The 25,974-nt window shown below is 69.7% G+C and carries 24 protein-coding genes and 1 pseudogene; 8 read left to right on the forward strand and 17 right to left on the reverse strand.

Going from position 1 to position 25,974, the window contains the following annotated elements:
- Nucleotides 1-147: 147 nt before the first annotated feature.
- Complete coding sequence (locus AB0J69_RS24285; RefSeq protein WP_364121218.1) at nt 148-1,383, reverse strand: GDSL-type esterase/lipase family protein; 1,236 nt, start codon at nt 1,381-1,383, stop codon at nt 148-150.
- Between the two features lie 998 nt (nt 1,384-2,381).
- Here AB0J69_RS24285 and AB0J69_RS24290 point away from each other — a divergent pair.
- A complete protein-coding gene (locus tag AB0J69_RS24290; protein WP_364121220.1) occupies nt 2,382-4,508 on the forward strand; it encodes a Tn3 family transposase in 2,127 nt (708 codons plus the stop codon).
- Here AB0J69_RS24290 and AB0J69_RS24295 read toward each other — a convergent pair.
- Complete coding sequence (locus tag AB0J69_RS24295; protein WP_364121223.1) at nt 4,462-5,895, reverse strand: MFS transporter; 1,434 nt, start codon at nt 5,893-5,895, stop codon at nt 4,462-4,464. The two genes, AB0J69_RS24290 and AB0J69_RS24295, sit on opposite strands and share 47 nt — an antisense overlap.
- Nucleotides 5,896-5,984: 89 nt before the next feature.
- Here AB0J69_RS24295 and AB0J69_RS24300 point away from each other — a divergent pair, with 89 nt between their 5' ends.
- Complete coding sequence (locus tag AB0J69_RS24300; RefSeq protein ID WP_364121226.1) at nt 5,985-6,554, forward strand: TetR/AcrR family transcriptional regulator; 570 nt, start codon at nt 5,985-5,987, stop codon at nt 6,552-6,554.
- Between the two features lie 508 nt (nt 6,555-7,062).
- On the opposite strand, the gene AB0J69_RS24305 is transcribed toward AB0J69_RS24300, so the two are convergent.
- Nucleotides 7,063-8,001: an RNA polymerase sigma-70 factor gene (locus AB0J69_RS24305; protein WP_364121228.1), complete on the reverse strand. Its 939-nt coding sequence runs from the start codon at nt 7,999-8,001 to the stop codon at nt 7,063-7,065.
- Nucleotides 8,002-8,214: 213 nt separating this feature from the next.
- Here AB0J69_RS24305 and AB0J69_RS24310 point away from each other — a divergent pair, with 213 nt between their 5' ends.
- From AB0J69_RS24310 to AB0J69_RS24325, 4 genes are all read left to right on the forward strand, one after another.
- Complete coding sequence (locus AB0J69_RS24310) at nt 8,215-8,712, forward strand: carboxymuconolactone decarboxylase family protein (protein ID WP_364121231.1); 498 nt, start codon at nt 8,215-8,217, stop codon at nt 8,710-8,712.
- A 15-nt stretch (nt 8,713-8,727) separates the two neighbouring features.
- Nucleotides 8,728-9,486 carry an NAD(P)H-binding protein gene (locus tag AB0J69_RS24315; protein WP_364121234.1) on the forward strand — a complete coding sequence of 253 codons (759 nt, stop codon included), beginning with the start codon at nt 8,728-8,730 and terminating at the stop codon, nt 9,484-9,486.
- Between the two features lie 153 nt (nt 9,487-9,639).
- The gene (locus AB0J69_RS24320) at nt 9,640-10,224 is read left to right on the forward strand and encodes an isochorismatase family protein (RefSeq protein ID WP_364121236.1); all 585 of its coding nucleotides are present in this window, start codon (nt 9,640-9,642) and stop codon (nt 10,222-10,224) included.
- Nucleotides 10,225-10,259: 35 nt separating this feature from the next.
- Complete coding sequence (locus AB0J69_RS24325; protein ID WP_364121239.1) at nt 10,260-11,453, forward strand: cytochrome P450; 1,194 nt, start codon at nt 10,260-10,262, stop codon at nt 11,451-11,453.
- A 596-nt stretch (nt 11,454-12,049) separates the two neighbouring features.
- On the opposite strand, the gene AB0J69_RS24330 is transcribed toward AB0J69_RS24325, so the two are convergent.
- From AB0J69_RS24330 to AB0J69_RS24380, 11 genes and pseudogenes are all read right to left on the reverse strand, one after another.
- Entirely contained in the window at nt 12,050-12,367 is a 318-nt protein-coding gene (locus tag AB0J69_RS24330) for a hypothetical protein (RefSeq protein ID WP_364121241.1), read from the reverse strand.
- A 491-nt stretch (nt 12,368-12,858) separates the two neighbouring features.
- Nucleotides 12,859-14,022 (reverse strand): SagB/ThcOx family dehydrogenase, encoded by a 1,164-nt coding sequence (locus tag AB0J69_RS24335; protein ID WP_364121243.1) that lies wholly within the window; start codon nt 14,020-14,022, stop codon nt 12,859-12,861.
- A 162-nt stretch (nt 14,023-14,184) separates the two neighbouring features.
- Complete coding sequence (locus AB0J69_RS24340) at nt 14,185-14,811, reverse strand: S8 family serine peptidase (protein ID WP_364121302.1); 627 nt, start codon at nt 14,809-14,811, stop codon at nt 14,185-14,187.
- Nucleotides 14,806-15,075: pseudogene (locus AB0J69_RS24345) on the reverse strand (ATP-binding cassette domain-containing protein); the annotation flags it as partial. The gene AB0J69_RS24340 and the pseudogene AB0J69_RS24345, both read right to left, overlap by 6 nt.
- 253 nt (nt 15,076-15,328) lie before the next feature.
- Nucleotides 15,329-16,096 (reverse strand): glucose 1-dehydrogenase, encoded by a 768-nt coding sequence (locus AB0J69_RS24350; RefSeq protein WP_364121246.1) that lies wholly within the window; start codon nt 16,094-16,096, stop codon nt 15,329-15,331.
- A 343-nt stretch (nt 16,097-16,439) separates the two neighbouring features.
- Nucleotides 16,440-18,656: a xanthine dehydrogenase family protein molybdopterin-binding subunit gene (locus AB0J69_RS24355; RefSeq protein WP_364121249.1), complete on the reverse strand. Its 2,217-nt coding sequence runs from the start codon at nt 18,654-18,656 to the stop codon at nt 16,440-16,442.
- Nucleotides 18,653-19,630, reverse strand: a complete 978-nt coding sequence (locus AB0J69_RS24360; RefSeq protein WP_364121252.1) for a xanthine dehydrogenase family protein subunit M — start codon at nt 19,628-19,630, stop codon at nt 18,653-18,655. Before AB0J69_RS24360 ends, AB0J69_RS24355 begins: the two co-directional genes overlap by 4 nt.
- 1 nt (nt 19,631) lies before the next feature.
- Complete coding sequence (locus AB0J69_RS24365) at nt 19,632-20,306, reverse strand: 2Fe-2S iron-sulfur cluster-binding protein (RefSeq protein WP_364121255.1); 675 nt, start codon at nt 20,304-20,306, stop codon at nt 19,632-19,634.
- A 61-nt stretch (nt 20,307-20,367) separates the two neighbouring features.
- Complete coding sequence (locus AB0J69_RS24370) at nt 20,368-21,390, reverse strand: zinc-dependent alcohol dehydrogenase family protein (protein WP_364121258.1); 1,023 nt, start codon at nt 21,388-21,390, stop codon at nt 20,368-20,370.
- Nucleotides 21,391-21,454: 64 nt separating this feature from the next.
- Nucleotides 21,455-21,856: a cupin domain-containing protein gene (locus AB0J69_RS24375; protein ID WP_364121261.1), complete on the reverse strand. Its 402-nt coding sequence runs from the start codon at nt 21,854-21,856 to the stop codon at nt 21,455-21,457.
- Between the two features lies 1 nt (nt 21,857).
- The gene (locus tag AB0J69_RS24380; RefSeq protein ID WP_364121264.1) at nt 21,858-22,184 is read right to left on the reverse strand and encodes a carboxymuconolactone decarboxylase family protein; all 327 of its coding nucleotides are present in this window, start codon (nt 22,182-22,184) and stop codon (nt 21,858-21,860) included.
- Nucleotides 22,185-22,413: 229 nt separating this feature from the next.
- Here AB0J69_RS24380 and AB0J69_RS24385 point away from each other — a divergent pair, with 229 nt between their 5' ends.
- Nucleotides 22,414-23,343 carry a helix-turn-helix transcriptional regulator gene (locus tag AB0J69_RS24385; protein WP_364121266.1) on the forward strand — a complete coding sequence of 310 codons (930 nt, stop codon included), beginning with the start codon at nt 22,414-22,416 and terminating at the stop codon, nt 23,341-23,343.
- Between the two features lie 23 nt (nt 23,344-23,366).
- Here the strand turns inward: AB0J69_RS24385 and AB0J69_RS24390 are convergent, their stop codons facing one another.
- Complete coding sequence (locus AB0J69_RS24390) at nt 23,367-23,582, reverse strand: hypothetical protein (protein WP_364121269.1); 216 nt, start codon at nt 23,580-23,582, stop codon at nt 23,367-23,369.
- 46 nt (nt 23,583-23,628) lie between these two features.
- Between AB0J69_RS24390 and AB0J69_RS24395 the strand changes: the two genes are divergently transcribed.
- The gene (locus AB0J69_RS24395) at nt 23,629-23,979 is read left to right on the forward strand and encodes a cyclophilin-like fold protein (RefSeq protein ID WP_364121272.1); all 351 of its coding nucleotides are present in this window, start codon (nt 23,629-23,631) and stop codon (nt 23,977-23,979) included.
- 476 nt (nt 23,980-24,455) lie between these two features.
- On the opposite strand, the gene AB0J69_RS24400 is transcribed toward AB0J69_RS24395, so the two are convergent.
- Both AB0J69_RS24400 and AB0J69_RS24405 read right to left on the reverse strand, forming a co-directional pair.
- On the reverse strand, nt 24,456-24,674 hold the full coding sequence (locus AB0J69_RS24400; RefSeq protein ID WP_364121275.1) for a hypothetical protein: 219 nt from the start codon (nt 24,672-24,674) through the stop codon (nt 24,456-24,458).
- A gap of 7 nt (nt 24,675-24,681) precedes the next feature.
- Entirely contained in the window at nt 24,682-25,890 is a 1,209-nt protein-coding gene (locus AB0J69_RS24405; RefSeq protein ID WP_364121277.1) for a cytochrome P450, read from the reverse strand.
- Nucleotides 25,891-25,974 lie beyond the last annotated feature (84 nt).

A 25,974-nucleotide genomic window follows, 5' to 3' on the forward strand; every position in this document is an offset into this window, starting at 1 on the left:
GGAAAGCCACCGCCAAGCTCTCTGTTGCAGCCGCACGAGGGGTCGACAAGACCGCTACCGCATACGGCGCCCGCCTCGGACGAGGCGGGCGCCGCATGCGTTCGTTGATGGTGTCGTCGAGGGATTATGTGCAGGCCGTGGAAGGGATCACGTCTGAGTTCTGGGCGTGCCCGCGTCGCAGGGCCGGCTGCTGGGGTTGCGGTAGAGGGACAGCAGGCAGCGGCCGAGTGCCTGCTGGCCGAACGCGTTGGGGTGCATGGCCTCCTGCTGGTGTCCCTGGCTGATCTTCGCGCCGACGGTGCCGTACCGGACCCACTCCATCGTGTCGCCGAGTTCGGCGGCGTCGTCCAGCGTGCCGGATTGGCTTGTGCCCCGCTCGCACAACGCGTGGCCTTCCACGGCGCCCAGCATGCTCAAGAACTCCGCATCGGTCGCGGTGGCGACCCGGCGCAGCATGGCGTCGATCTCGGGTGCCAGGGTGTCGTGCATGAGGTCGAAGTCGGCGTTCCACAGCGGGCAGCCGCCCACGAGCGTACGCGTGGCGGTCTTGCCGCCGCTGCCCTCGCTGTAGCGCACCCGGGCCGAGGAGGGCACCGGAGAGGGATAGGACTGCAGGATCAGCCGGTAGCCGGCGGAACGGGCCGGCGCCTGGCGCATAACCTGGCGGATCTTCTGCACCGCCAGCGTCACCTGCTGCTCCACCGCCGGCAGCGCGGCGAGAAACCGATCGCCCTCACCCGTGGAGGCGCAGGAGCGCTTGTCTGCCGCCATGTACAGCGCGGCGCAGCGGCGCAGCATCCCGGACAGGTTCAGGTCATTGCCGCCGATCGACAGCACGACCACCTCGACCTGACGGGTGGCGGCGACCCGGGCCAGCAGGTCGGCTTGGGAGGTGGTGTTCTCCTTGAACGCCTCGTCGATGATGTGCCGGGTCTCCGCCCCTGAACAGGCCAGGTTGACCGGGGTGAGCCCGGCCTGGCGCAGTCCGGTGATCTCGGCCACATCGGAGCGGTGACATCCGGTGCCCGCTCCGTGCAGGGCCGTGTCGCCGTAGACCCGCTGGGGGTCGTAGCGGCAGATCAACCGCTGGCGATAGGCGGCCCGGTCGGTTCCGCCGCGGGTGCAGCCCGCGGCGGCGGCCACCGTGCTGTTGCCCCACCATCGGCCCGCCTCGCCGGAGATGAAGCTGTCCCCCAAGGACACCGCCACCTGCTCGGCCGCCTGGACCCGGGCCTGGGCTTGGGCCTGGACGGGTGCGGGAACGGCCATGGCGGTCGCGCTCAGCGCCAGGAGTGCCAGGACCCGGCCGGCAGGCCCGGCACGGCGCAGGCGGCGGGAAGCGGCGGGGACACTGCGGGGATGCTGCGGGGTGGTAGCGCTCACTGCTGTTCCTTCACTGTGGGTGGGAAACGCCTTTGAGTCGGACCTCGGGGTGTGGGAGAGCCGGGGCCGGGGAGCGGTGGGCTACGGCGGCGGGCAGATCAGGCGGCCGCTCGGGCGGCATTCAGGACGGCTGGGAGCCGGGGTGGATGGGATGGGCAGGCGCATGACCTTCCTTTTCCGCCGAACATGTGACCACTCAGCGTAGTGTTCCGTAACTATGTGTTGATGTATCGCCGAGGTGAGGAGGCTCTGTCCTGCGACTGGAGAAGCTGGTCGCCGACCTCAAGCACGCCCTGCAGGCAGGCCCGGCGAGCGGAGGGCCGAATCTGGGGGCATCGGCGCGAAGGTAGATCGGCCCAGCCATAGCGGCGCGCTGGCGACCGACCCGCGATGCTGTCCACGGCCCTGCACCTGCGCGAGCAGGACCTGAGTCTGCGCGAGATCGCCGCCCGGCTCGTCATCACCCAGGGCGCCAAGAAGGGCCGGCGCCCGCCGGCGTGGCCGGCTCCTGGGGGCAAGCTCGCCATGACCCCCTCCCGGCTCTGGTGTCCGCCGTGTCTGACGGGTGAACGAAGCTCGATCGTGATGGTGGCCCACCGCGGCGGGCGACCCCATCACCCGGCGCAGCGCGTACGACGGGTTGAAGGACGCGGCGCAGGCGGCGTCGCTCAACAAGTTCAAGGGTCGTCTGGCGTTCCTGCGGGGACTGGATGCCCTCGGGCCGACTGAGGCGTGGCTTGAGGGGATCCCGCCGGGGAAGATCGCGCATTTCGCGGGAGAGGCGCGGGTCACCGATGTCGCGGACCTACGGGAGGTGCTGGATGAGGACAAGCGCCTCACGTTGATCGTGAGCCTGTTGCACACGGTGCGGACCGGGGTGCGGGACGACGTGGTGACGATGTTCTGCAAGCGGATCGCGACGATCCACAAGAAGGGGCGCGACCAGCTGGAAGCCCTGCGGGGAGGCGCACCGGGCCGAGTCCGAACGCCTGCTGGGCGTGTTCGGCGATGTTTTGGACGGCGTCCGCGAGGCGGTCACACCCGCCGAACTCGATGCGGTCGGCCCGCTGCCGGACGGTGCGAGCACCGATCCCGCCGCGAGCGCGGGCTCCGGATCCGGGGATGTGGCCGAGCGAGCGGGCCGGCTGGTGTTGAAGGCGCTGGAGGAGGCCGGCGGCCTGGACGTTTTGGCGGCCGCGCACGAGGCGGTGTCGGCTTATCACGGCAACAACTACCTGCCGCTGCTCGACCAGCACTACCGGTCCCACCGCTCGGCGCTGTTCACCCTGGTTGACTCGATCGACCTGGAGTCGACCAACGCCGAGCGCAGCGTGCTGGACGCGGTGAAGTACCTGCAAGCCCAGCGCAACGCGCGGGCGGTGTTCGTTCCTGGCCGGATCAGCGTGGAGCACGCGGGCCCGGACGGCGCCCCGGTCGCGGTGGAGCTGGTGTCGGACGTGGACGCGTTCGCCTCGGCGGCCTGGCGGAAGATCCTCAAGAATCCGGACCGGCCGGGCCTGCTGGTGCGTCGCCACCTGGAGGTGTGCGTGTTCTCCTATCTGGCTTCGGAGCTGAAGCCGGGGGACATTGCGGTGGCCGGGTCGGACTCTTATGCCAACCTGCACGATCAGCTGATGAGTTGGGAGGAGTGTGAGCCGCTGGTGGAGGGGTTCTGCGCCGAGGCCGGCCTGCCGACCGACCCGCGCGAGTTGACCGGCCACTACAGGCAGCTCCTGGCCGACACGGCGGCCGGGGTCGACTCCGGGTACCCGGCCAACACCGATCCGACCCTTGAGGGCAGACGGCCGGTGCTCAAGCGGCGCAAGGGCGCCGAGCGGACCAAGGAGGCGCTCAAGCTGGAGGAGGCCGTGCACGAACGGCTCCCACGGCGGGACCTGCTCGACATTCTCACCCGCACCGCCTACCAGACATGCTGGACCCGGCACCTCGGACCGGCCTCGGGCTCCGACCCGAAGATCAAGGAAGCGCTCGGCCGGTACGTGCTGATGGTGTTCGCCTATGGTTCGTTGCTCGGCCCGGCCCAGGTTGCCGCGCACATGCGCGGCAAGGTCAGCGCCGCCGAGATCGCCATGACCGCGAACAAGCACTCCACCAGCGACAAGATCTCCAAAGCTTCGAGTGACGTCATCAACGAGTTCAACAAGCTCGACATCGCCTCGGTCTGGGGTGATGGCAAGGCCGTGGCCGCCGACGGCTTCCAGATCGAGACGTGGGAGAACAATCTCCTTGCGGAGATCCAGCCCGACACCATCCATGCGGACACTCAAGGCCAGTCGCTGCCGGTCTTCGGGCTCGCCGCGCTCATGGGCTTCGACCTGCTGCCCCGTATTCGCCACTGGCACGACCTGATCTTCTACCGGCCCACCCCGGGCACCCGGTACCAGCACATCGATTCGCTGTTCGGCGATGAGGTGATCGATTGGACTCTCATCGAGACCCACTGGACGGACCTACTCCGTACCGCGATCTCGATCCGGGAGAACCGGCTGTCCTCAGTGACTCTGCTGCGCCGCCTGGGCAACCACTCTCGCAAGAACCGGCTCTACCGAGCCTTTCGCGAGCTCGGCCGCGCGGTCAGGACGATCACGCTCTTGCGGTATTTGTCGGATCCAGACCTTCGCGAGCAGATCACCCAGGTCACCAACCGAAACGAGTCCTTCCACAACTTCGCCGACTCGCTGATGTTCGGTGGCAAGCTCATCGGCCACAACGACCCCGACTACCAAGAGAAGATCATCAAGTTCAACGAGCTGCTGGCCGACTGCGTCATTTACTCGACCGCTCAGGACATCACGGACGCGGCCAACGCCATCGCCGCCGACGGCCACCCCGTCGACCTCGATGACCTGGCCACCATCTCGCCCTACATCACCCACGTCATCCGCCGGTTCGGCAACGGGATCCTCAACCTGACCCCGCCGGCCGCCAACCCCACCACCCGACTCGACCTCGAGTCCCCAAGTCCTCTTCGCCCCATAACCGGCGGCTCGCTCGCCGCTCCCGGTGTTCTTCGGCACCGGAGGGCTGCGGATGACCCAGCAGGCCTACGCCGAGCGCTCAAGACGTGGGCCGACTGGAGGGGGTTGTCAGCGGCGGCTCACTGACTGCTTGGCCTCCTGACTGTTCGGCCCGGACGCCCCTCGGCGTCCGGGCCGCGGTCAGCCACAGGCCGGTGAACACGGCGCAGGCCAGCGTCACGGCACCCGCCGCGAGGAAGGCGCTGTTGAGGCCGGATTCGAAGGAGGCCCCGCCGGTCTCCCGGGTGTGGACGATCGCCCCGAGCACCGCCACGCCGAGCACCGCGCCGATCTGCCGGGTGGTGCTGCTGACGCCCGAGGCGAGGCCGCCCTCCTGCGGGCTGACCGCCTGGATGGCGGCCCCGGTCAGCGGCGACATGGTGAGAGCGAACCCGGTGCCGGCGACCGCCAGCCGCCACCACACGTTCTCGTAGCCGGTATCGGCGTGGACGAAGCCCAGCGCCAGCAGTCCCACCCCGGCCAGCGCCAGGCCGATGCCGACGACGACACGGAAGCCGTACCTGGCCGCGAACCGGCCCGCGTACGGGCTGACGATCACCATGGCCAGCGAGACGGGCAGGGTTTGCAGCCCGGCGACCAGGATCGAAGTGCCCTGGACGTAGACGAAGAACTGGGAGAAGAAGAACGACGACCCCATCAGCGCGAACCCGACCACGACCATCGCCGTGTTGGACACCGTGAACAGCCGCTGACGGAACAGCCGCAGCGGCAGCATCGGCGTCGGCACACGAGCCTCGACCACGACGAACGCGGCCAGGAGCACCAGCCCGGCGGCGAAGCTGCCCAGGATCACCGGCGAGGTCCAGCCTCGGGAACCGCCCTCGATCAGGCCGTAGGTCACAGCGCCCACGCCAGCGGCGGACAGGACCGTGCCGGGGACGTCGATCGGCGGCGCGCTCGGGTTGCGGGACTCTCCCAGCACGCGCAGCCCGGCCAGCAGCAGGACCGCCCCGATGGGCACGTTGACCAGGAAGATGGCGGGCCAGCCGAAGGACTCCACCAGGATCCCGCCCGCCAGCGGTCCGGCGGCCAGGCCGATGCCGCTGAACCCGGCCCACAACCCGATCGCTCTGACGCGCTCCTGCGGGGCGGGATACGCGGCGGTGAGCAGCGCAAGTGAGGCGGGGCTCAGCGCCGCGGCCCCGACGCCCTGCAGCACCCGCCCGGCGATCAGCCAGCCGATCGAGGGCGCGAGCGCACACACCACCGACGCGGCCGTGAACACCACCACCCCGGCCAGGAACACCCGTCTGCGGCCGAACCGGTCGGCGAAGACGCCGCCCGACAGCAGCAGCATGGCCACCAGCAGCACGTAGGCGTCGACGATCCACTGCAGGCCGGTCAGCCCGGTGTGGAGCCGCTGCTGCATGTCGGGCAGGGCGGCGCCGACGATCGTGTTGTCGAGCAGCACCATGAACTGACCTGCGCAGGTCAGAGCGAGCAACGCTTTCACGTACGGTCCTCCTAAAAGCAGTTTATGACTGCGTTAACATAGGCCCTCGACGGCTCTAACGCAAGTCTCGACTGCGTTAAGGTAGGAGCATGGATGAGCAGGGACGGGCCAGGCGGCCCGGCGGGCGCAGCGCCCGGGTCCGCGCGGCAGTGCACCAGGCCGTCACCGAGCTGGTCAGGGAACGCGGCTACGGAAACTTCACCGTCGGCGACATCGCGGCGCGCGCGGGCGTCGCCGACACCAGCCTCTATCGCCGGTGGGGCAACCTCCAAGCCCTGCTCGGCGATGTGCTGCTGACCCGGCTCAACGCGCAGTCGCCGATGCCTGACACCGGCAGCCTGGCCGGCGACCTGCGGGCCCACGCCGCCAACGTGGCCCGCGAGGTCACCGGACCCGACGGCCTGGCGCTGGTGCGGCTGACCCTCGCGCTGTCAGGCGAGGGTCAGCAGGGCCTTCAGGCGCGCGACGAGCTCCTGGCCGACCGCACCAGGCAGTTGCAGGCCATGCTCGACCGCGCCTGCGGCCGCGGCGAGGACCCGCCTGACGTACTGGAGGTGCTGGACCATCTCCTGGCGCCGATCTACATGCGCGTCCTGTTCGGCGCGGGCCCGCTCACCCCTGACTACCTCGACGGGTTGGTCGACCGGTTGCTCGCCTGATCCAGTCCGTCGCGCTGGGGAACAGCCGGTACCTGTCGACCGCCGTCGGCGAGCTACGCCCCCATCACTACTTGTGGCTGGGGGTCAGTTTCGGGAATAGGATGCCGAGTTGGTTGCGGGATAACGTTCGTTATCTGGCAACCTGGCGGATGGTGGAGGTCGGCACGGTGGATCCGGTCATCGCCAGCTCGCCGAGCACGAGAGGCCCAGGCCTACCCCGAAGCCCTAGCCCAGGCCCGCGCCGACTTCGCCGACCTCCACACCGTCGGGTGACCTCGCGACCTCACGACTACAGCAGCTCCGGCGTGCCCTCGCTCATGGCCCCACCCGCAGGCGATCTCATAGCCCAACCACAGAGTCCCCGCATAGCCGCAGGTAAAGGGCATATCCGACGAAAGTTTCGTCAGGACTACTGGGACCCCGTACGGCCGCGACCACACCGGCCGCGACCGTGCGCGAAGATCTGCGCGTCCAGGATCCCTCGGGTGACAGGTCTACTGACCGGTTCTCAACGGCTCACGGCGGTCTGCTGGTCAATACGCGACAGCTTCTCGGGATTGCGCACGTGGTAGCCGCCGGTGACGTAGCCGTTCTCCACTCGCACCGCCACCACGCCGTCGATCTCCCCGTTGACTCGCACGAGCAGCCCAGGGCCGCCATTGATCTGCACCAGCTCGACCGACGTTTCCGCGTCGCGCTTCCACCAGCCGACGGCCAGCAGGCGAGCAACGTTGTCAGCTCCCACAATGGGCCGCAGCAGGGCATGCTTGACACCGCCGCCGTCGCTCAGGAGGACGACGTCCGGCGCGAGTATGTCGAGCAGACTCTGCAGCTCGCCGGTTTCGACCGCTCGCTGGAAAGCCTGGAGGGCGGCTCGGTGCTCGGCCGGGGAGCCGGTGCCGCGTGGCCGGCGCGCGGCGACGTGTGCCCGTGCCCGATAGGCGATCTGACGGACCGCGGCCGGGCTCTTGTCGACGGCCTCGGCGATCTCGTCGTAATCCAGATCGAAGACCTCGCGCAGCACGAACACCGCCCGCTCAATGGGCTGGAGCGTCTCCAGCACCAGCAGCATCGCCATCGAGACGCTGTAGGCCAGCTCCACGTCCTCGGCCACATCAGGCGCGGTCAGTAACGGCTCGGGCAGCCACGGTCCGACGTAGGACTCCTTACGCCGACCGAGCGCACGCAGCCGGTCCAGCGCCTGCCGGGTGACGATCCGCACCAGGTAGGCACGCTCCTCCCGCACGCTGTCAAGGTCGACGCCCACCCATCGCAGCCAGGTCTCCTGCAGGACGTCTTCGGCGTCGGCGGCCGAACCGAGCATCTCGTAGGCGACGGTGAACAACAGGTTGCGATGGGCAACGAACGCCTCGGTAGCGGAGTCCACGCGATCGGCACGACCGAGCGGTCCCGGTGTGTCCGTCGTTCGCTCGCTCCGCTCACTCATGCCTGGCCCCTGCCTGTCCGCACTCAGCTTTACCACACGCACAAGACGCCGCTGCCGACCGTTTTGTAACACCTGCGATCGGTGATCCACGTCACGTGACAGCGCTGTTACGGGGGGCGGGTGGCCGGCGTCTGGTGTTCGTCAGGATGCCGTGCGAACGATCCGTACGCCATGCGACACCACGAGTTGAGTCTGAGAAGGGAAGCCCTCGCCATGTCTGTACCCACGACGAGCGACCTCCGGTCGCGCATGCCCAACCCCCTCCCGTTCGTCCCGGAGATGGCAGAAGTCGCCGGAGGTTTGCACAAGGTCAGCAAGAACGGTTCGATTCCGCAGGTCACCGTCCACCTGCTGCAGCTGCGCGCCGGGCAGTTGCTCGGCAGCACGTACTTCACCATCAGGGAAACCGGCAACCTCCGCCAGGCAGGGGAATCGGAGGAGCGCATCACCGCCGTGGCGACCTGGCGGGACGCCACCTACTTCACCGACGCCGAACGGGTCGCGCTGGAGCTGGTGGAGGCGGTCCTGACCCCGAACCCGGCCGGGGAGCGAGTCCCCGACGAGCTGTACGCCAAGGCGTCCGCGCACTACGACGACAAGGCGCTCTGGACGCTCATCATGGCGATCGCCCAAATCGGCTTCTTCGCCCCCGCCGCTCTCATCGCCAAGCCGATCCCGGGCATGCCCCCCGGCCAGAACTACAGCGAGTAAGAAAAGGGATAACGCATGAGCATCACCAAGTTCGCGGTGGCAGGAGCGACCGGGCGGCTGGGACGCCACGTCGTCGACGTCCTCACTGAACGGGGGCACCAGATCGTCCCGATGTCCCGAGCCACCGGCGTGGACATCATCACCGGTGAGGGCCTGGCCGAGGCGCTCACCGAGGTGGATGTCATCATCGACGTCGCCTCGTGGCACGCCTCCGAGCAGGAGGCGGCGACGGAGTTCTTCCGCACGTCGGCCCGCAATCTGCACGAGTACGGTCAGAAGGCGGGGGTCGCCCAGATCACCGTGGCGTCCATCATCGGCGTCGACAAGTTCACCGCCGGTTTCCTCGCCGCCAAGAAGGTGCACGAGGAACTCCTCCTGTCCGGCCCGCTCCCTGTCCGCATTCTGCGGGCCGCGCAGTTCCACGAGTTCGTCGGTCAGCTTCTGGACTGGCAGCAGGGCGACGTCGCCTACATCCCGGCCCTGCCCACCCAGCTCGTGGCCTGCCGCACCGTGGCCGAGGAAATGGTCGACCTGGCCCTCGACCCCGGCGAGCCCGCTCCAGGAACGCCGATCCCCGAGATCGCCGGACCCCGAAAGGAGACCATGTCCGAGGCGGCCGCCCTCCTCGGCGCCCGCCGAGGCATCAAGGTCGTCGGCGTCGACGGCTCCGGCATGCCCGACGCCGAGACGGCCGCCGAGGGCGGATTCCTGCCCAGCCCGCACGCCAAACTCGCGGGACCCACCTTCCAGGAGTGGCTCGACACCCAACCCTGAGCCGGCCCTATGACCGCGGCCTGGCCTTGCTCTCGGAGCTCCACGGCCCGGAGCTCCGAGAACAAGGCTTCCTCCGAACCTCGCTCGCCAGCGGCGTTCGGAGCTCAGTTTGACACCTGGACTCATCACCGCATCCCGTAAAGGGGCTCGCTCATGCCCGTCACCACGATCGACACAACGACCGCACTCGTTCTCATCGACCTGCAGAACGCCATCGTCGGCCGCCCCGCAGCTCCTTACAGCGGCGCTGAAGTGGTGGCCCGTGCGGTCGAACTGGCTGACGCCTTTCGCCACCACAGCGCTCCGGTTGTCCTGGTTCGAGTCACGGCCCGCGCGGACGGATCGGATGCCGCTCCAGGACGCACCAAGATTCCGCGCCCGCCTGGCCCCCTGCCCGCAGGCTGGGACGCCATCGTCGGTGACCTGGCCGGCCACCCCGGCGACATCACCGTGACCAAGCGCACCTGGGGCGCCTTCTACGGCACCGACCTCGACCTGCACCTGCGCCGTCGCGGCGTCACACAGGTCGTCCTGGCCGGGATCGCCACCAGCATCGGCGTGGAGTCCACCGCCCGCGCCGCCCACGAACACGGCTACAACGTCACGCTGGTGACGGACGCCATGACCGATCTGGACGCGCAGGCACATCGCCACAGCCTTGAACGGATCTTCCCACTCCTCGGCGAGAGCGCCACCACCGCCGAGATCATCGACCTGCTGGCCAAGACCCGCACCTGACGGTCTCACACGATCACTGGATGAAAGGACTGAAGATGACGAAAGCGCTGGAATTGCCGCTGCACATGCGGCGGAACGGACTCAACCCGGTCGAGGAGCTGGCCCGGACTCGCGACAGCGAGGGCGTGGCGCGGGTGGAGACGCCGTTCGGCTCGCCCGCGTACCTGGTCTTCCGCCACGAGGACGTTCGCCAGGTGCTGGCGGATCCGGCCCGGTTCAGCAGCGCCCTGACACCGTTCCCGGGATCCGGGCAGATGGACGCCGACGAGCTCGCCAAGATGCAGGCCGGGCAACTGATCGGGTTCGACCCGCCCGAGCACACGCGGTTGCGCCGGATGCTCACCCCGGAGTTCACGATGCGCCGGATGCGCAGGCTCGAGCCGCGCATCACCGAGATCGTCCAGGCAGCCCTGGACGATCTGGAGCGGGCCGGAAAGCCGGCCGATCTGGTGACGCACTTCGCGCTGCCGGTGCCCTCGCTGGTGATCTGCGAGCTGCTGGGCGTGCCGCATGCCGACCGCGCCGAATTCCACGAGCGTTCCGTGCGCCTGCTGGACACCTCCTTGCCGATGGACCAGCGCGTCGCGGCGCAGCGGGAAGACCGCGCCTACATGGCCGACCTCGTGGCCCGCGCCCAGGCGGACCCGGGCGAGGACATGCTCGGCATGCTGGTGCGCGAGCACGGCCACGATCTCAGCACCGATGAACTGATCGGCATCGCGGGACTTCTGCTGCTGGCCGGGCACGAGACGACCTCGAACATGCTCGGCCTGGGCACCCTGGGCCTGCTCCGGCACCCGGACCAGCTCGCGATGATCCGCGAGGACCCGGCCCAGGTCGAATCAGCCGTCGAGGAGCTGTTGCGCTGGCTGTCCGTCGTGCAGTCGCTGCCGCCGCGCACGACCACGACAGATGTGGAGATCGCCGGGCACACCATTCCCGCAGGCTCGCTCGTGATCTGCTCGCTTCCCGCCGCCAACCGCGACCCAGCCGTCATCGACGATCCCGACACCCTCGACATCACCCGGGGAGCTGCCGGCCATGTCGCCTTCGGCCATGGGGTGCACCACTGTCTCGGGGCGCCGCTGGCGCGGATGGAGATGCGCATCGCCTTCCCGGCCCTGCTGCGGCGCTTCCCCGGCCTGGCCCTGGCCGATCCGTATGAGCAGGTGGACTTCCGGGTCTTCAGCCTCGTGTACGGCGTGCACACGCTCCGGGTGACCTGGTGAACGGACGGCGCTGAGCGCTGACACCACCCGCAACCAGGAGCAGATCGTCATTAAAGCCTATCCAGGAGGGGCCGGCTCGGCACTTTCTCCAGATCCGGGGTCACCTGCTTGACCAGGTACTCGCGCGCGGGTAGGACAACCGGCCGCGGCCGGTGATGGGGCAGATGTCGGCGGCCGCGGGGACGCGATGGTTATCTTGGGCTATTGGTCTCTTCTCGCAGGTCAGAGCCCGATGATCTTGTCAGGCACGTCAGGCATGTGACCTGGCTCGGAAAGCATGGTGCATCCGTGGCGCGTCCCGGTGCGATCGGCGCTGTGAAGGCGGCAGGGGGCGGATTGCTCCCGCCGTCGGCCCGGGCTGGACTTCCGCCTACCGGATCGCCTGATGGCGTCACATGACTGCCGCATCGGCGTTCTAGGACACAGCGCTACCAATCTAAAAATCTACAATGTAAAGGCGATCGGTTGTTACAAAATCAAGTTGTCATAACTTGAGGCACGGGCTTCGCCCGTACTCATCAACCAAAAAGGTAAGTGCCAGTCGCCGAAGCGTTCCCAGCGGAAGCAGTCCGAGACGATCAGGAGTTCGTCCTGAATCATGTGCCGAGTGAAGCCAGGACCTGGTCCAGGCGCGATTCCAGCCCGGATAGGCGGTTGTCGAGTCGTTGTTCCATCGCCTGCAGATCCTGGCGGGTGGCGAGGGTGGCGCGGCCGGCCATGATCTCGCCGAGCACGGGCTCGGTGTACTCCAGGATCTCCGCGCCGATCGCGGCGGGCAGCTGTTGTAGGGCGGCCTTGATGTCGGTGACGTCACTCTTGATGTCCGCGAGGTCGCCGCCGGAGATAACAGCGAACGACTCCAGTCGCTGAACGCGGTCGGCGAGGTGCTCGCGATGCTGGGGAGGCGGCGTCATCCCCCTCATGCTAGTTGTACTGACCACGGACGTTGGTGACAGGGTTACGAGATTCGCGACTCGCCAATGGGTGAGGACCTGCTGGCGTGGTGTGTAACGACCAAGAAACGCACCACCCGCCGGAGGTCCGATGGTTATCTTGGGTTATTGATCTCTTCTCGCAGGTCACAGCGATATGATCTTGTCTGGCACGTAAGGCACGTTGACCGGCCCCGGCCTGGCCACCGCACGTGACTGGAGGTCCGATTTTCCAGCGCCGCATGCATGACCATGGAACCCGTGCCGCTCGATCGGCCCGGCGGTTTCGTCGCGCCCTGCGGTGTTCGCCGGGGCGCGAGCCCCTGGCATCCCCCGGGAGCACGTCATGTGCTTGATCTTTGCTGTGGGGCTACTTGCCGGGTCCCGTGGTTGGGCGTGCCCGGGCATGGCCGAGACCACGTCCAAGGATGGGCAAGGCGCTGTCCATGGCGTCGCAGGCGAGCTCTGGCCGGTCAGGTCAGCGGGGTGGTGCGGAAGGCGTCCAGTTCTGCGGGGGGAAGAGCGTGTTCGCTGCCGGGGTCGGGGTGGGGGTCGGGGTGTCCGGCGCCGAGGACGTACAGCGGGGTGCGGCTGGTGTTGTCCAGGCCGAGGCGGTCGGCGATGGCGGTGTCGTGGAAGGCGCCGGTCTGGAACGGGCCGAGGCCGAGGGCGGTGGCGGCCAGGGCGAAGGTCTGGCCGAGGTGGCCGGCGTTCAGCAGGCTGACGCGGTAGGAGCGGGGGGTGCGGTATTTGACGCGCGCGCGTTCGATGACGGCGACCAGGATGACCAGGAACGCGGCCTGGCCGAAGTAGTCCTGTCCGGCGCACAGGTGGGTGGCGTCGTCGTGGGTGAAGCCCTTGTCGAGCAGTTCCAGGCTGTGCTGGAGGCTGTTGTAGTGGTAGAGGCCGGCGGGGACGCCGGTGACGTTGGTGATGGCCAGGTAGGCGTCCAGTTCCTGGCGGGCGCCGCCGGCGGGGCTGGTGCGGCGGTAGACCGCGCCGAACTCGCCGGCGTCGATGAAGTCGACTGGGGCGAAGCAGATGCTCAGCAGGCTGGCAAGGGTGTTCAGGTCGACGGGGTCGGTGGTGAAGTGGCGGTGGGTGCGCCGCGCGTACAGTACCTCGGCCAGGGGTGCCCGGAGCCGGTCCTGGTCGAGGGTGGGGTGGCGGGGCAGCAGGATGCGTTCGGCGTCGGGGTGGTCGGTGAAGATCGGCGGTAGCTGCTCGATCTCCAGCTTCTGCCGGGCGGCGGTGGGCTCGGCGGTGGGCTCGGCAGGGGGCTCGGCAGGGGGCTGGGCGATGTGGATGTCTTGGGTGGCGTAGTGGAAGAAGGTGGCTTCCGGCTCCCAGGAACGCCACTGATGGGCGATGGCCGCGTCGCGGTCGGCTTCTGCGCTGCCTTCTTCCAGCACCAGGCCGTGCTTGCGCAGGGTGGTGACGGCTTGGGTGAGGGTGGCGCCGTCCAGATGGGCGAGGGTGGCGGTGGCCTGTTCGGGGGTGGTCCAGTCCTCGAACGCGGACAGGATGGTCGCGCCGACGGCGGGCAGGGTGACGGCGGGCCCGCCGGGGTAGGGGTGGGCGGCGAACGCGCCTTCGTGCCAGTAGCAGACCAGGCAGCGGCGGCGGCGAAGACGCATGGCGAGAGACCTCCAAGACGTGACACGGAAGTAGGAGTTGGGCACGGGCGTGGTTGGTCCGGGCGGGGTGGCGCTGAGGCGGCCATCGGTGCGATGCCGATCGGTCTGGCGTGGCTGATCCGTCTTGGCGCGGTGCCGGCATCAGGCTGCGCGCGGAGGGCTCTAGTCGCCGATCGGGCGGTCGCGCCGGCGGATCGGCCGGACGTCGAACAGGGCCGCCGGCACACCGGCGTCATGGGCCTGTGTTGTGGCCTGGGCCGGTGAGGATGGCTGGCCCGCCACAGTGGCCGGACTTGGCCCGCCGGCAGGCGGCAGGCTGCGGTTGCCTGCCGCGGCGCAGGCCTGCTCGACGGAGCTGGGCGCGGGCTCGGGCGGTGCGGGTGGCAGGTCGGGGAACAGGCGTGCGGTCGCGGCGGGCAGGTCGAGGTAGCCGTTGAGGCAGCGCATCGGCTCGCCGTGGGATTGGTCCGGAGTGCAGGGACGCGCGGTGGCCAGCAGCGCGTCGCGGACCGCGAGCGGGTCGGCGGGCTGGCCGAGGCGGCGTTGCAGACTGACCAGCAGCGCGGCGATGCCGGTGACCAGCGCGACGGCGACGCAGGTGCCCTTTTGGGCCTTGATGCCGCCGTCGCCGGGGGTGGCGCCGAGGACGGCCTCGCCGAGGGTGGTCAGGCCGTGCCCGGCATAGGCGGGGCCGTGGTTGCTGTAGAGGAACATGGCGCCGTCGGCGCGGTGCGCGCCGACGGCGAGCACGCCGGGCAGGATCGCGGGGGCGATGCTGTTGACCACCACCCGCTCGCACAGCGCGGCGACGTCCTCGGTCTGGTGGGTGGACAACACGACGGTACGGCTCTCGCCGAGCCGTGAGACCAGTGCGCGGAACATCATTCGCTGTTCCGGGTCGAGGCCCACGGTCGGCTCGTCGAGAATGAGCAGATGCGGCTCGCCCAGCAGCGCCTGGGCCAGCGAGAGCCGCTGGCGCATGCCGCCCGACAGTTTGCGCACCTTCGTCCTGGCCTGGTCGGTGAGGTCCACCTCGGCCAGCACCCGGCGCACGCTGCACGCGGTGGCCGTGCCGGGGATTGCCTCCGGTCGTCATCACCGATGACCTGGGCACCATCCGCCCTGATCTGCAGACCCCAGGTGGATCACCATCCTTTCGGCGCAGCGGTGAGGCGCGGCACCCGCCACAGGGCGGACAATGCCCGCAACTTGGCGGGCAGGTCAGGCGCGCTGACCTGGGACAAAGCCCGGCAGAGGATCGTTTGCGGCAGCCGCCAGGGCAGGGACGCTCAAAAGGCTCGGCTGGTCAGCGGGCGACGTAGCCGCCGTCGACGGGCAGGGCGACGCCGACGACGAAGCTCGCCCCCGGACTGGCCAGCCACAACACCGCCTGAGCCATCTCCTCGGCGCGGCCGAGCCGGTTGATGGGCTGGTCGGCCTCGGCCTGGGCGCGGTCGAGCTCCCCCTTGGCGATCATGTCGGAGACCATGGGGGTGTCGATGGTGCCGGGGCAGATGGCGTTGATGCGGATGCCGCGGGGTGCGTATTCGAGCGCGGCACTCTTGGTGAGGCCGATGACGCCGTGCTTGGAGGCATGGTAGGCGGCGCGGCCGGGGATGCCGACCAGGCCGCCGAGGGAGGAGCAGTTGACGATCGCGCCGTTGCCCTGGGCGCGCATGTGTCGCAACTCGTGCTTCATGCACGCCCAGACGCCGCGCAGGTTGATGGCGTTGACCCGGTCGAAGACCTCGACCGGCTCGTCGGCGGCGTCGCAGGGCGGGATCTGGATACCGGCGTTGTTGAAAGCCATGTCCAGGCGGCCGAACGTCTCGACGGTGCGGTCGACGGCGGCGGCGACCTGCTCCTCGTCGCTGACGTCGCAGGTGAGGGCGAGCACGCGGTGGCTCACTTCGGTGAGATCTTTCGCGGCTGTCTCCAGCGCCTCGGCGTTGATGTCGGTGAGGGCGACGGCGGCCCCGGACTCGGCGAAGGCGCGGGCGGTGGCCAGCCCCATTCCGGAGCCGGCTCCAGTGACGAAGGCGACCTGGCCGGTGAAGTCGTAGGTGGGATTCATCTGGTGTGCTCTCCTGGCTGGTGATGGTGTCTGGTTGGGTGCCGGTCGGCCCGCGCGTGGAGCGCCGTCCCTGGTCGGGGCCACTACTCGATCACTTCGCGACGAAGCCTCGGCTCGTGGGGTTGTCGGCCGTCCGGACGGCGATCTCGGCATCGGGTGTGGAGAAGCGCACGTGCGTGGCACTCATCTGATCCCCGTCAGGGGTAGCGGTCGCTGTCGCTGCCGCGGTCATGGGTGGTGCTCGGACATCCCTTGACGTCGCGGGCCGGAAGGTGAACTGAATACGATCGCGGTAATGGGTGATGAGAAGTCGCCGGCGCGTGGCGATGACCTCTGCGCGGTGTCACAGGAGGGCCTCGATGGTGATGGGCAGGTCGCGGACGCGGCGGCCGGTGGCGTGGAAGATGGCGTTGGCGATGGCGGGTGCCACGCCGACGATGACGACTTCGGCTAGGCCCTTGACGCCGATGGGGTCGGCGGTGCGGTCGTCGCCGTCGAGGTAGATGGCGTTGACGTCGGGGACGTCGGCGTTGACGGGGACGAGGTAGTCGGCCAGGTTCGGGTTGGCGATGCGGCCGTCGCGGGGGTCGGTGACGGTGTGTTCCAGCAGGGCCATGCCGATGCCGCCGACCAGCCCGCCGATGGCCTGGCTGTGGGCGAGTTTGGGGTTGATGATGCGGCCCGCGTCGTAGACGCCGAGCAGCCGCCGCACCCGGGCCATGCCGAGCCGTTCGTCGACGGCGACCTGGGCGAACACCGCGCCGTAGGCGTGCATGGAATACCGTTCGGCCTCATCGCCGGGGGTGTAGCCGCCGCGCGCCTCCAGCCGGCCGTCCTTGCCGCGCGCCAGCAGATCCCGGTAGCTCTCGCCGCGTCCCGGATCATCGCGCAGATGCAGGCGTCCGTCCCGGACGACGACATCCTCCGGGGAGGCGCCGTGCAAGGGTGAGGCGGGGTCGGCGACGGCCAGCGCGATGGCCTGCTTGCGGAGCTTGTCGCAGGTGTCCTGCACGGCCGAGCCGACACTGGCCATCGTCATCGAACCGCCGTGCGGCGGCGCGAGCGGCATGGCCGAGTCGCCGAGCTCGAAGCGCACCCGGCCGGCCGGGAGGCCGAGGGCGTCGGCGGCGATCTGGGTCATCGAGGTGTAGGTGCCCGGTCCCATGTCGGAGGTCGCGCATTGCACGGTCGCGCGGCCGTCGGCCTCCAGCCTGGCCAGGGCCTGGGCCGGGGCGCGCGCGGTGTGGTAGGTGGCCACCGCCACGCCGGTGCCGATCAGCCAGTGGCCCTCACGCTTCGAGCGCGGCTTGGGGTCGCGTTCGTCCCAGCCGACGGTGCGTGCGCCGATGCGGAAGCACTCGCGTAGCCGACGGGTGGAGAACGGCACCCCGGTGCCCGGGTCACGCTCGGGTTCGTTGCGCAGCCGCAGCTCGATCGGGTCGATGCCGAGTTCGTAGGCCAACTCGTCCATCGCGCACTCGATCGGGAACGCTGCGGTGGCCGCGCCGGGGCCGCGCATCCAGGTGGGGGTGCTGACATCCAGCGGGATCGACCGATAGCTCTGGCGGACGTTCGGCGTCGTGTAGGTCATCTGCCCCTGGGTCAGCAACGCCTCCCGGTAGTCCTCGTAGGTGGAGGTCTCGGCGCGGATGTCGTGCACCGCGGCGGTGACCCGGCCGCGCTCGTCGGCGCCCAGGGTCAGCTTGTACTCGGTGAGCGGGCGAAAGCCTGTTCCGGTGAACATCTGCTTGCGGGTCAGCATGACCTTGACCGGGCGGCGTACCTGGCGGGCGGCCAGCGCGGCGACGGCGACGTGCGGCCAAGCCCGCAGCCCGCTGCCAAACGCGCCGCCCACGAACGGTGAGATGACGTGGACCGACTCGGCACCGATGCCGAACACGGCGGCGAGTTCGCCCCGGACGGTGCGGACGAACTGGCTCTTGTCCCACACGGTGAGCCGGTCGCCGTCCCAGCGGGCGATGGTGGCGTGCATCTCCATCGGGTGGTGGTTCTCGCGGGTGAGGCGGTAGGTGCCCTCCACCCGGGTGTGCGCCTGCCGCAGCGCCTGATCGGCGTCGCCGCGCTGGTAGTTCTCGCTCTGGTTGGGGTCGGCGGCCGGGGCGTCCAAACTGGTGGCGGGCCGCTCGGCGGCGTAGGTGACCTGCACCAGGCTGGCGGCGTGCTGGGCGGCTTCCAGGGTTTCGGCCACCGCGACCGCGACCGGCTGGCCGAAGAAGCGCACCCGATCGTCCTGGAAGACATGCAGCCGCTCGCCGCTGGCGGGGTCGGAATCTCCGCGGTAGGGCCGGTAGGGCAGCTTCGGCGCGTTCAGGTGGCTGATCACCGCGAGCACGCCGGGCTGGGCGGCGGCCTGCGCGGTGTCGATCCCGGTGATCCGTCCCTTGCCGGCGGTGCTGGTGACGATCACGCCGTGCACCGCGCCGCGGACCGCCCCCAAGGCGTCCTGCTCGGCGGCGTAGGCGGCCCGGCCGGTCACCTTCAGCCGCCCGTCCACCCGGGACAGCGGCGCGCCCGCCACCGGCCGTGCCTGCTGGGTCATCGGGTGCCTCCCACCGTTTGTAGTTGCCGTTCGACGGTGCGTTTGAGCAGTTCGGTCTTGAAGGCGTTGTGGCGCAGCGGGCGGGCGCCCTCGGCGGCCACGGCTGCGGCCTGCTCCCAGAGCCGTTGCGACGGGCGCTCGCCGGTCAGGCGTCGCTCCACCGCGTTCAGCCGCCACGGCACCGTGCCCACGCCGCCGGCGGCGACCCGCGCCTGGCGGATCACGCCGCCGGTGAGGTGCAGCACCACCGCCACCGAGGTGAGCGCGAACTCATACGACTGCCGGTCGCGCACCTTCAGATAGCCCGACCGCAGAGGCTTAAGGTGCGGCGGGATCTCCACCGCCGTGATCAGCTCGCCCGGCCGCAGGTCGTGCTCACGCTCAGGCGTATTCCCCGGCTGCAGCAGGAACTCGGTCAAGGCGACCTCGCGCTCCCCGTCCGGGCCCAGCAGGTGCACGCTCGCGTCCAGCGCCGCCAGCGCGACGGTCAGATCGGACGGATGGGTCGCCACGCACGCCTGCGACGTGCCCAAGATCGCGTGCGAGCGGTTGTAGCCGTCCAGAGCGGCGCACCCGGACCCGGGCCGCCGCTTGTTGCAGGCGGCGGAGACGTCGCGGAAGTAGGTGCAGCGGGTGCGCTGCAGGATGTTGCCGCCGATGGTGGCCATGTTGCGCAACTGCGCCGAGGCTGCCAGCTCCAGCGACTGCGTCAGCACCGGGTAGGCCGCGCGCACGCGCGGGTGGGCGGCGACGTCGGCCATCCGCGCCAGCGCGCCGATGCGCAGCCCGCGCACCGTGTCCCGTACGTCCTCCAGGGGCAGGCCGCTGATGTCGACCAGCGTGCCGGGACGTTCCACCGTCTCGCGCATCAGGTCGACCAGCGTGGTGCCGCCGGCGATGTAGCGGCCGCCGCGCGCCCCGGCGGCCAGCGCGGCGGCGGTGTCGGCGGGCTTGGTGTAGGCGAAGGGGTACATGTCAGCTCCCGCCCTGGCGTGCGGTCTGCGCGACCGCGTTGACGATCTTGACGTAGCAGCCGCAGCGGCACAGGTTGCCGCTCATCCACTCCCGGATCTCCGCCCGGGAGCCGGTGTGGCCCTCGCGGATGCAGCCGACGCCGGACACGATCTGCCCGGGGGTGCAGTAGCCGCACTGGAAGGCGTCCTGCTCGATGAACGCCTGCTGCAACGGATGCAGCTCACCATCACCGGAGCCGCCGCCGGCGGCCAGGCCCTCGATCGTGGTGACCTCGGTGTCCTGGCAGCGCACCGCCAGCGTCAGGCAGGCGTTGACGCGGCGGCCGTCCAGCAGGACCGTGCACGCCCCGCACGCGCCCTGGTCGCAGCCCTTCTTGGTGCCCGGCAGGGCGAGCCGTTCGCGCAGCAGGTCAAGCAGCGAGGTCCGGTTGTCGATCGTCACCTGGTGGCGGCGCCCGTTCACCGTCACCGACAGCGCGCTGCTGTGCTCATCGCCTGCCCCGGCCAGCCCGGCTGCCTGTTCGGCCTGCTCGGCGGGGACAGCGCATGCCAGAACGCCGGCTGCCGCGCCGCCGAGCGTGGTCGTCGACAGGAAGGCCCGCCGGGACCATCCGGACGTTTCCTCGCCATCGCCGTGCCCATCGCCGTGCTCGTGGCTGGAGAGCTCGTCGGACATGAAGCCTCACTTCTCCTTCATCAGCAGGAGGAACGGACGGAAGGCCGGCTCGAACCGCCGGTCAGGGCTGCAGGAGGACCTTGATCGCGCGGCGTTCGTCCATGGCCTGGTATCCCTCGGCCGCCTGGTCAAGCGGGAGGGTGAGGTCGAAGACCTTGCCGGGGTCGATCTTCCGTTCCCAGATCAGCTCGATCAGCTCGGGCAGGAATCGGCGCACCGGGGCCGGGCCGCCGAGCAGGCTGACCTGGGCGAAGAACAGCTCATCGCCGCTGAGGGCGACGTCGTGGTTGACGCCCACGAAGCCGACGTGCCCGCCGGGGCGGGCGGAACCGATGGCTTGGCGCATCGATTCCTGGGTGCCGACCGCCTCCACGACCGAGTGGGCGCCCAGCCCGCCGGTCAGGTCCTTGATCTGGGCCACGCCGGCCTCGCCGCGCTCTGTGACGATGTCGGTGGCGCCGAACTCGCGTGCAAGCTTCTGGCGGGTGGCGTGGCGGCTCATCGCGATGATCCGTTCGGCGCCGAGCTGCTTGGCGGCCAGCACCGCCATCAGGCCGACCGCGCCGTCGCCGACGACCGCGACCGTCTTGCCGGGGCCGGCCTGCGCGGCGACCGCGCCGAACCAGCCGGTGCCCAGCACGTCGGAGGCGGCCAGCAGGCTGGGGATCAGCTCCGCGCCGGGCATGCCCGGGGTGGCCACGAGGGTGCCGTCGGCCAGCGGGATGCGGGCGCGCTCGGACTGGGTGCCGACCTCGTTCATGAACACCCGGTGCACGCACGAGGAGGGGTAGCCGGAGCGGCAGATCTCGCAGGTGCCGTCGGCGGCGACGAACGAGCCGACGACGAACTGGCCGGGCCTGACGGTGGTGACCTCGCTGCCGACCTCTTCCACGACGCCGACGTACTCGTGCCCCATCACGGCCGGCCCATCGAGCTTCTCCACGCCTCGGTAGGGCCACAGGTCCGAGCCGCAGATACACGTCGCCGACAGGCGGATGATCGCGTCGGTCGGCTCGACGATCGCCGGCTCCGGGCGGTCCTCGACGCGCACGTCGCCAGGGGCGTACAACACTGCTCCACGCATGGGTGGGTCTCCTCAATTCCGCATCAGATGTGTCGTGTTGGGACCGACCGGCAGGCAGCCGAGTTCAGCCGCGCGGGCTGGAGCGGGCCGCCCCGTACTCGGCGTCGCCGACGTGCTCCAGCCAGGTGGTCTCGTCGCCCTCCCACAGCGCCAGATGGACCATGAAACGGTCGGGGGCGGCGCCGTGCCAGTGCTCCTCGCCGGGCGGGGTGTGCACGATGTCGCCCGGGCGGGCCTCGATCAGCCGCCCGCCGCGCGCCTGAACCAGCGCGACGCCTTCGACGATGCAGAGCGTCTGGCCCAGCCTGTGAGAATGCCACGCGGTACGCGCGCCCGGCGCGAAGCGCACCATGTTCGCCCGCGCCCGCGACGGCTCCTCGCCCCGGTAGATCACGTCCCACCAGACGTCCCCGGTGAACCACTCGGCCGGGGCCTTGCTGGTCGGCGGCTGCTCGATCAGGTGCACGTCAGCTCCCCTCTTCGACGATCTTCTTCAGCTGGGTCATGGCGGTCATCGCGTTCGGCCAGCCGGCGTAGAACGCCAGATGGGTCATCGCGTGCTTCAGCTCCTCGGCGCTCAGCCCGTTGTCCAGCGCCGTCTTCAGATGGAAGGGCAGCTCGTTGCCCCGGTACAGGGCCACCAGAGCCGCCACCGTCACCAGGCTCCGGTCCCGCCGTGACAGGCCCTCATCCGGCCACACCTCGCCGAACAGCACCTCATCGGTCAGACGCACCAGCTTCGGCGCGAAATCCCCGAACATGGCCTGGGCACCCGACGGCTTGTCGTTCGACATCGGCATCTCCCTTTCTTGCCTTACTGTCCGAAAACGGGCCGGATGGTCTGCAGCCGGGGACAAGATGACCTACTCCCCGGGATTGCTTTGCCCTGCCTCTCCCGCAAGCACGGCGCCGCGTTTGACAACACCCAGCCAACCCGCCCCATCTCACCTGCGGGAGGTCGCGTTTATCGGGGGGACAACCGCTACCCCCTTACGCCGCCGCCACCTCCCTACAGTGGGGAAGGTGGACAACCGAGACGAGATCCGCGACTTCCTCACCAGCCGGCGCGCCAAGATCACCCCGCAGCAGGCCGGGCTCGCACCCGGCGGCCGCCGCCGGGTGCCGGGGCTGCGCCGCGAGGAGGTCGCCGTCCTGGCCGGGGTGAGCACCGACTGGTACACGCGTCTGGAGAAGGGTCACATCAGCGGCGTCTCCGAAGACGTGCTGAACGCCGTCGCCCGCGCCCTGCAGCTCGACGACGCCGAACGCGCCCACCTGTTCGACCTGGCCCGCGCCGCAGGCGCCGGGCACCGCCCCCGACGCCCCGCCCACAGGGTCCGGGCCGGGCTGCAGCGGATGCTGGACGCCATGACCGACGCCCCGGCCATCATCCGCAACGGCCGGATGGACATCGTGGCCGCCAACCGGCTCGGCCGCGCCATGTACTGGCCGGTCTTTCAGACCTCGCGCACCGGCCAGGGGCCGGCCCGCACCCGGCCGGCCAACATCGCGCGCTTTCAGTTCCTCGACCCGGCCGGGCCCGACTTCTTCCCCGACTGGGACACCGCCGCCGACATCACCGCCGCCCTGCTGCGCACCGAAGCCGGCCGCGACCCGTACAACAAGGACCTCACCGATCTGATCGGCGAGCTGTCCACCCGCAGCGCCGACTTCCGCAGCCGCTGGGCCCAGCACAACGTCCGTCTGCACCACACCGGCACCAAGACCTTCCACCACCCCGCCATCGGCGACCTCACCCTGGACTACGAGTCCATGGACCTGCACGCCGACCCGGGCCTGAACCTGACCGTCTACACCGCCGCCCCCGACACCCCCTCCTCAGATGCCCTGCGCCTGCTCGCCAGCTGGGCCGCCACCCTGGAGGCCGACGCCCAGGACACCGCTTCCCGACGCACGCACGACGATCGGCTCCAGCACGGCCAGGAGCAGTAGGCCCACAGCCGGACCTCACCGGCTCACCCGAACACCTCCATCGACACCCGCCTGAAAGGAACAGGCCCCTTGCCGCCGAAGGCTCCGCTCGCCGGTCTGACCGCCATGCTCCTGGCCCTGTCCGGCTGCGCCACCACAAGTTCCGGCCCCGCCGCTTCCGGGCCACGCACCTCGGCCCCCGCGGCCTCCACGCCCGCGTCCACCACCTCGGCGAGCACCCCGAACACCCCGAGCACCACGCCGCCTCACACCGCCTCCGCAGCGCGTCAGGTCGAAGGCAGCATCGTGCGCTTCTCCGCAGGCGACACCTCTGTCGACGTCGTCATCGGCGCCGACAACGCCACGACCCGGGACTTCTTGTCGATGCTTCCGCTCACCCTGCCCTTCGAGGAGTTCAACGGCCGGGAGAAGGTCGGCTACCTGCCCCGGAAGCTGAACACCACCGGCTCACCCGGGTCCGACCCCGAAGATGGCGACCTCGTCTACTTCGTCCCCTGGGGCAACCTCGGCTTCTACTACAACGCCGCCGGCATCGGCCATGACGACCAGGTGATCCATATCGGCACCTACCAGGCCACCGCCGAACAACTGCGGCAGCTCGAACGAGACGACGTCACCATCACCCTGGCCCGCTAAAGGCTGCGGCAGGCGCTCAGTCGTCGGCGGACACGGGTCGCGGCGGACATCCATCAGCCACGATCACCCCTCGGCCAGCGACAAAGGACGCAGCAGCCTACGGCCGACATATCTCATGAGCGGCGTCCACCGCGTCGGCCCATCGCCGCCACCCTGACCACCCTGCTCACCACCCCGCTCACGCTGGCCGCCAGCATCGGCCGCGGCTATCTGGCCGCCATGTTCGTGATGCTGTTCAGCTCCCAGATCATCGGGGCCCTCGGCTTCGGCACCTGCTTTCCCTACTCGGTGCCCGGCCTGTACGCCGGAATCGCCGGCCTCGACCAGGACACTGGGCATCGCGCTGGTGCCGGCCACCGCAACGGCCGGAGTGCTCCTGACCATCGCGTGGTGGCGCCGGGCCGACCTCACCCGCCGACGTGCCATACCCATGGACACGGCAGCCCGGCCGCCCCGTTCAGACGCCTCAGCGATGTTCACGTGGAACGCGGACAAGCCTCACCCTCGATCGGCAGGTCTCCCGGCTGATCTTCGGCGATCAGCCTGCCAGCGCTTGGCAGACGCTCCCGCTGTTGCTCTGTCAGTCCGCCGACCCGGCGCTTCTCAGCCACCCCCGACACGGCCATCAGCGCCGCGACCCTCGTCGGCCCGTAACCAGGAACGATGCAGACGGTGGTGTCCGCGGTGATCCGCATGCTCCGCCTACCAGGTGACAGGCAGCTCGTGGATGCCGTACGCGAGATTGCCGTGCTTGTAGGGCAGCTCGTTCACCGGCACGGCGACGCGCAGGGTGGGGATGCGCTCGAAGAGGGTGGAGAAGGCGATCTCCAGCTCCGCCCGGGCGAGGTTCTGCCCGAGGCACTGGTGCACGCCGTAGCCGAAGGCGACGTGGTGCCGGTTGCCGCGGTGAACGTCGAGCCGCTCGGGCTCGGGGAACACCGCGGGATCCCAGTCGGCCGCGGCCAGCAGGGCGAAGACTCCCTCGCCCGCGCGGATCCGGGTGCCGCTGAGCTCGGTGTCCTCGGCCGCGATCCGGGTGGTGACGAGGTCGGCGATGCTGAGGTAGCGCAGCAGCTCTTCGATGGTGTCGGGGAGCAGCTCGGGGTTCTTCCGCAGGGCGGCGAGCTGGTCGGGGTGCTCCAGCAGCGCCACGGTGCCCAGCGAGATCATGTTCGCCGTGGTCTCGTGGCCCGCGTTGAGCAGCATCAGGCACATCATCACCAGGTCATCCCGGCGGAGCTCGCCGACGGGCTCCAGGTGCTCGGTGACCAGCTTGCTCAGCAGGTCGTCGCCGGGCTCCTGCTGCTTGCGGGTGATCAGGCTGTCCATATAGGTGCGCAGCTCACCCAGCGCGGCCGCGACCTGCTCCGCGGTGCTCGTCCCTGACACGCCGACCTTGCTCCTGCTCTGGAAGAACTCGTGGTCGTCGTAGGGCACGCCGAGCAGCTGGCAGATGACCAGTGACGACACCGGGAGCGCGTACGCCTCGACCAGGTCCACCGGCGGGGTCCTGGTGAGCAGGTCGTCGAGCAGCCGGTCGACGGTGGCCTGGATGCCGAGCCGCATCGTCTTGATGCGTTTGAGGGTGAACTCCTGGATGAGCATGCGCCGGTAGAAGCTGTGCTGCGGCGGGTCCATGCGGATGAACGGCGGGCGCTGCAGGACCTGCGCCTGTCCCGGGAGGAGCGTGGGGAAGCCGGGGCGGGTGCCGTCGGCGCTGAACGCCGGGCTGCTCAGCACGGTCCGGACATCCTCATACCGGGTCACCAGCCAGGCGGTGCCGCCGGTGGGCAGCCGCACCTGGGAGACCGGTTCCTCGGCGCGCAGCCGGTCGTACTCCGGCGGTGGGGCGAACGGGCACTGCCGCGGGAGCGGGAAGCTCCGGCTGTCAGGAGTCGTGGTCTGGGACATCAGCCTCTCCCTGATAAGTGGAGGATAATCCTTCGCTTGCTGTTGAGGGTAAGCTAACACAACCGAAGGGATTCCCTCCACATC

The organism is Nonomuraea sp. NPDC049709 (assembly GCF_040674815.1).
In the GTDB taxonomy this organism is placed as follows: domain Bacteria; phylum Actinomycetota; class Actinomycetes; order Streptosporangiales; family Streptosporangiaceae; genus Nonomuraea.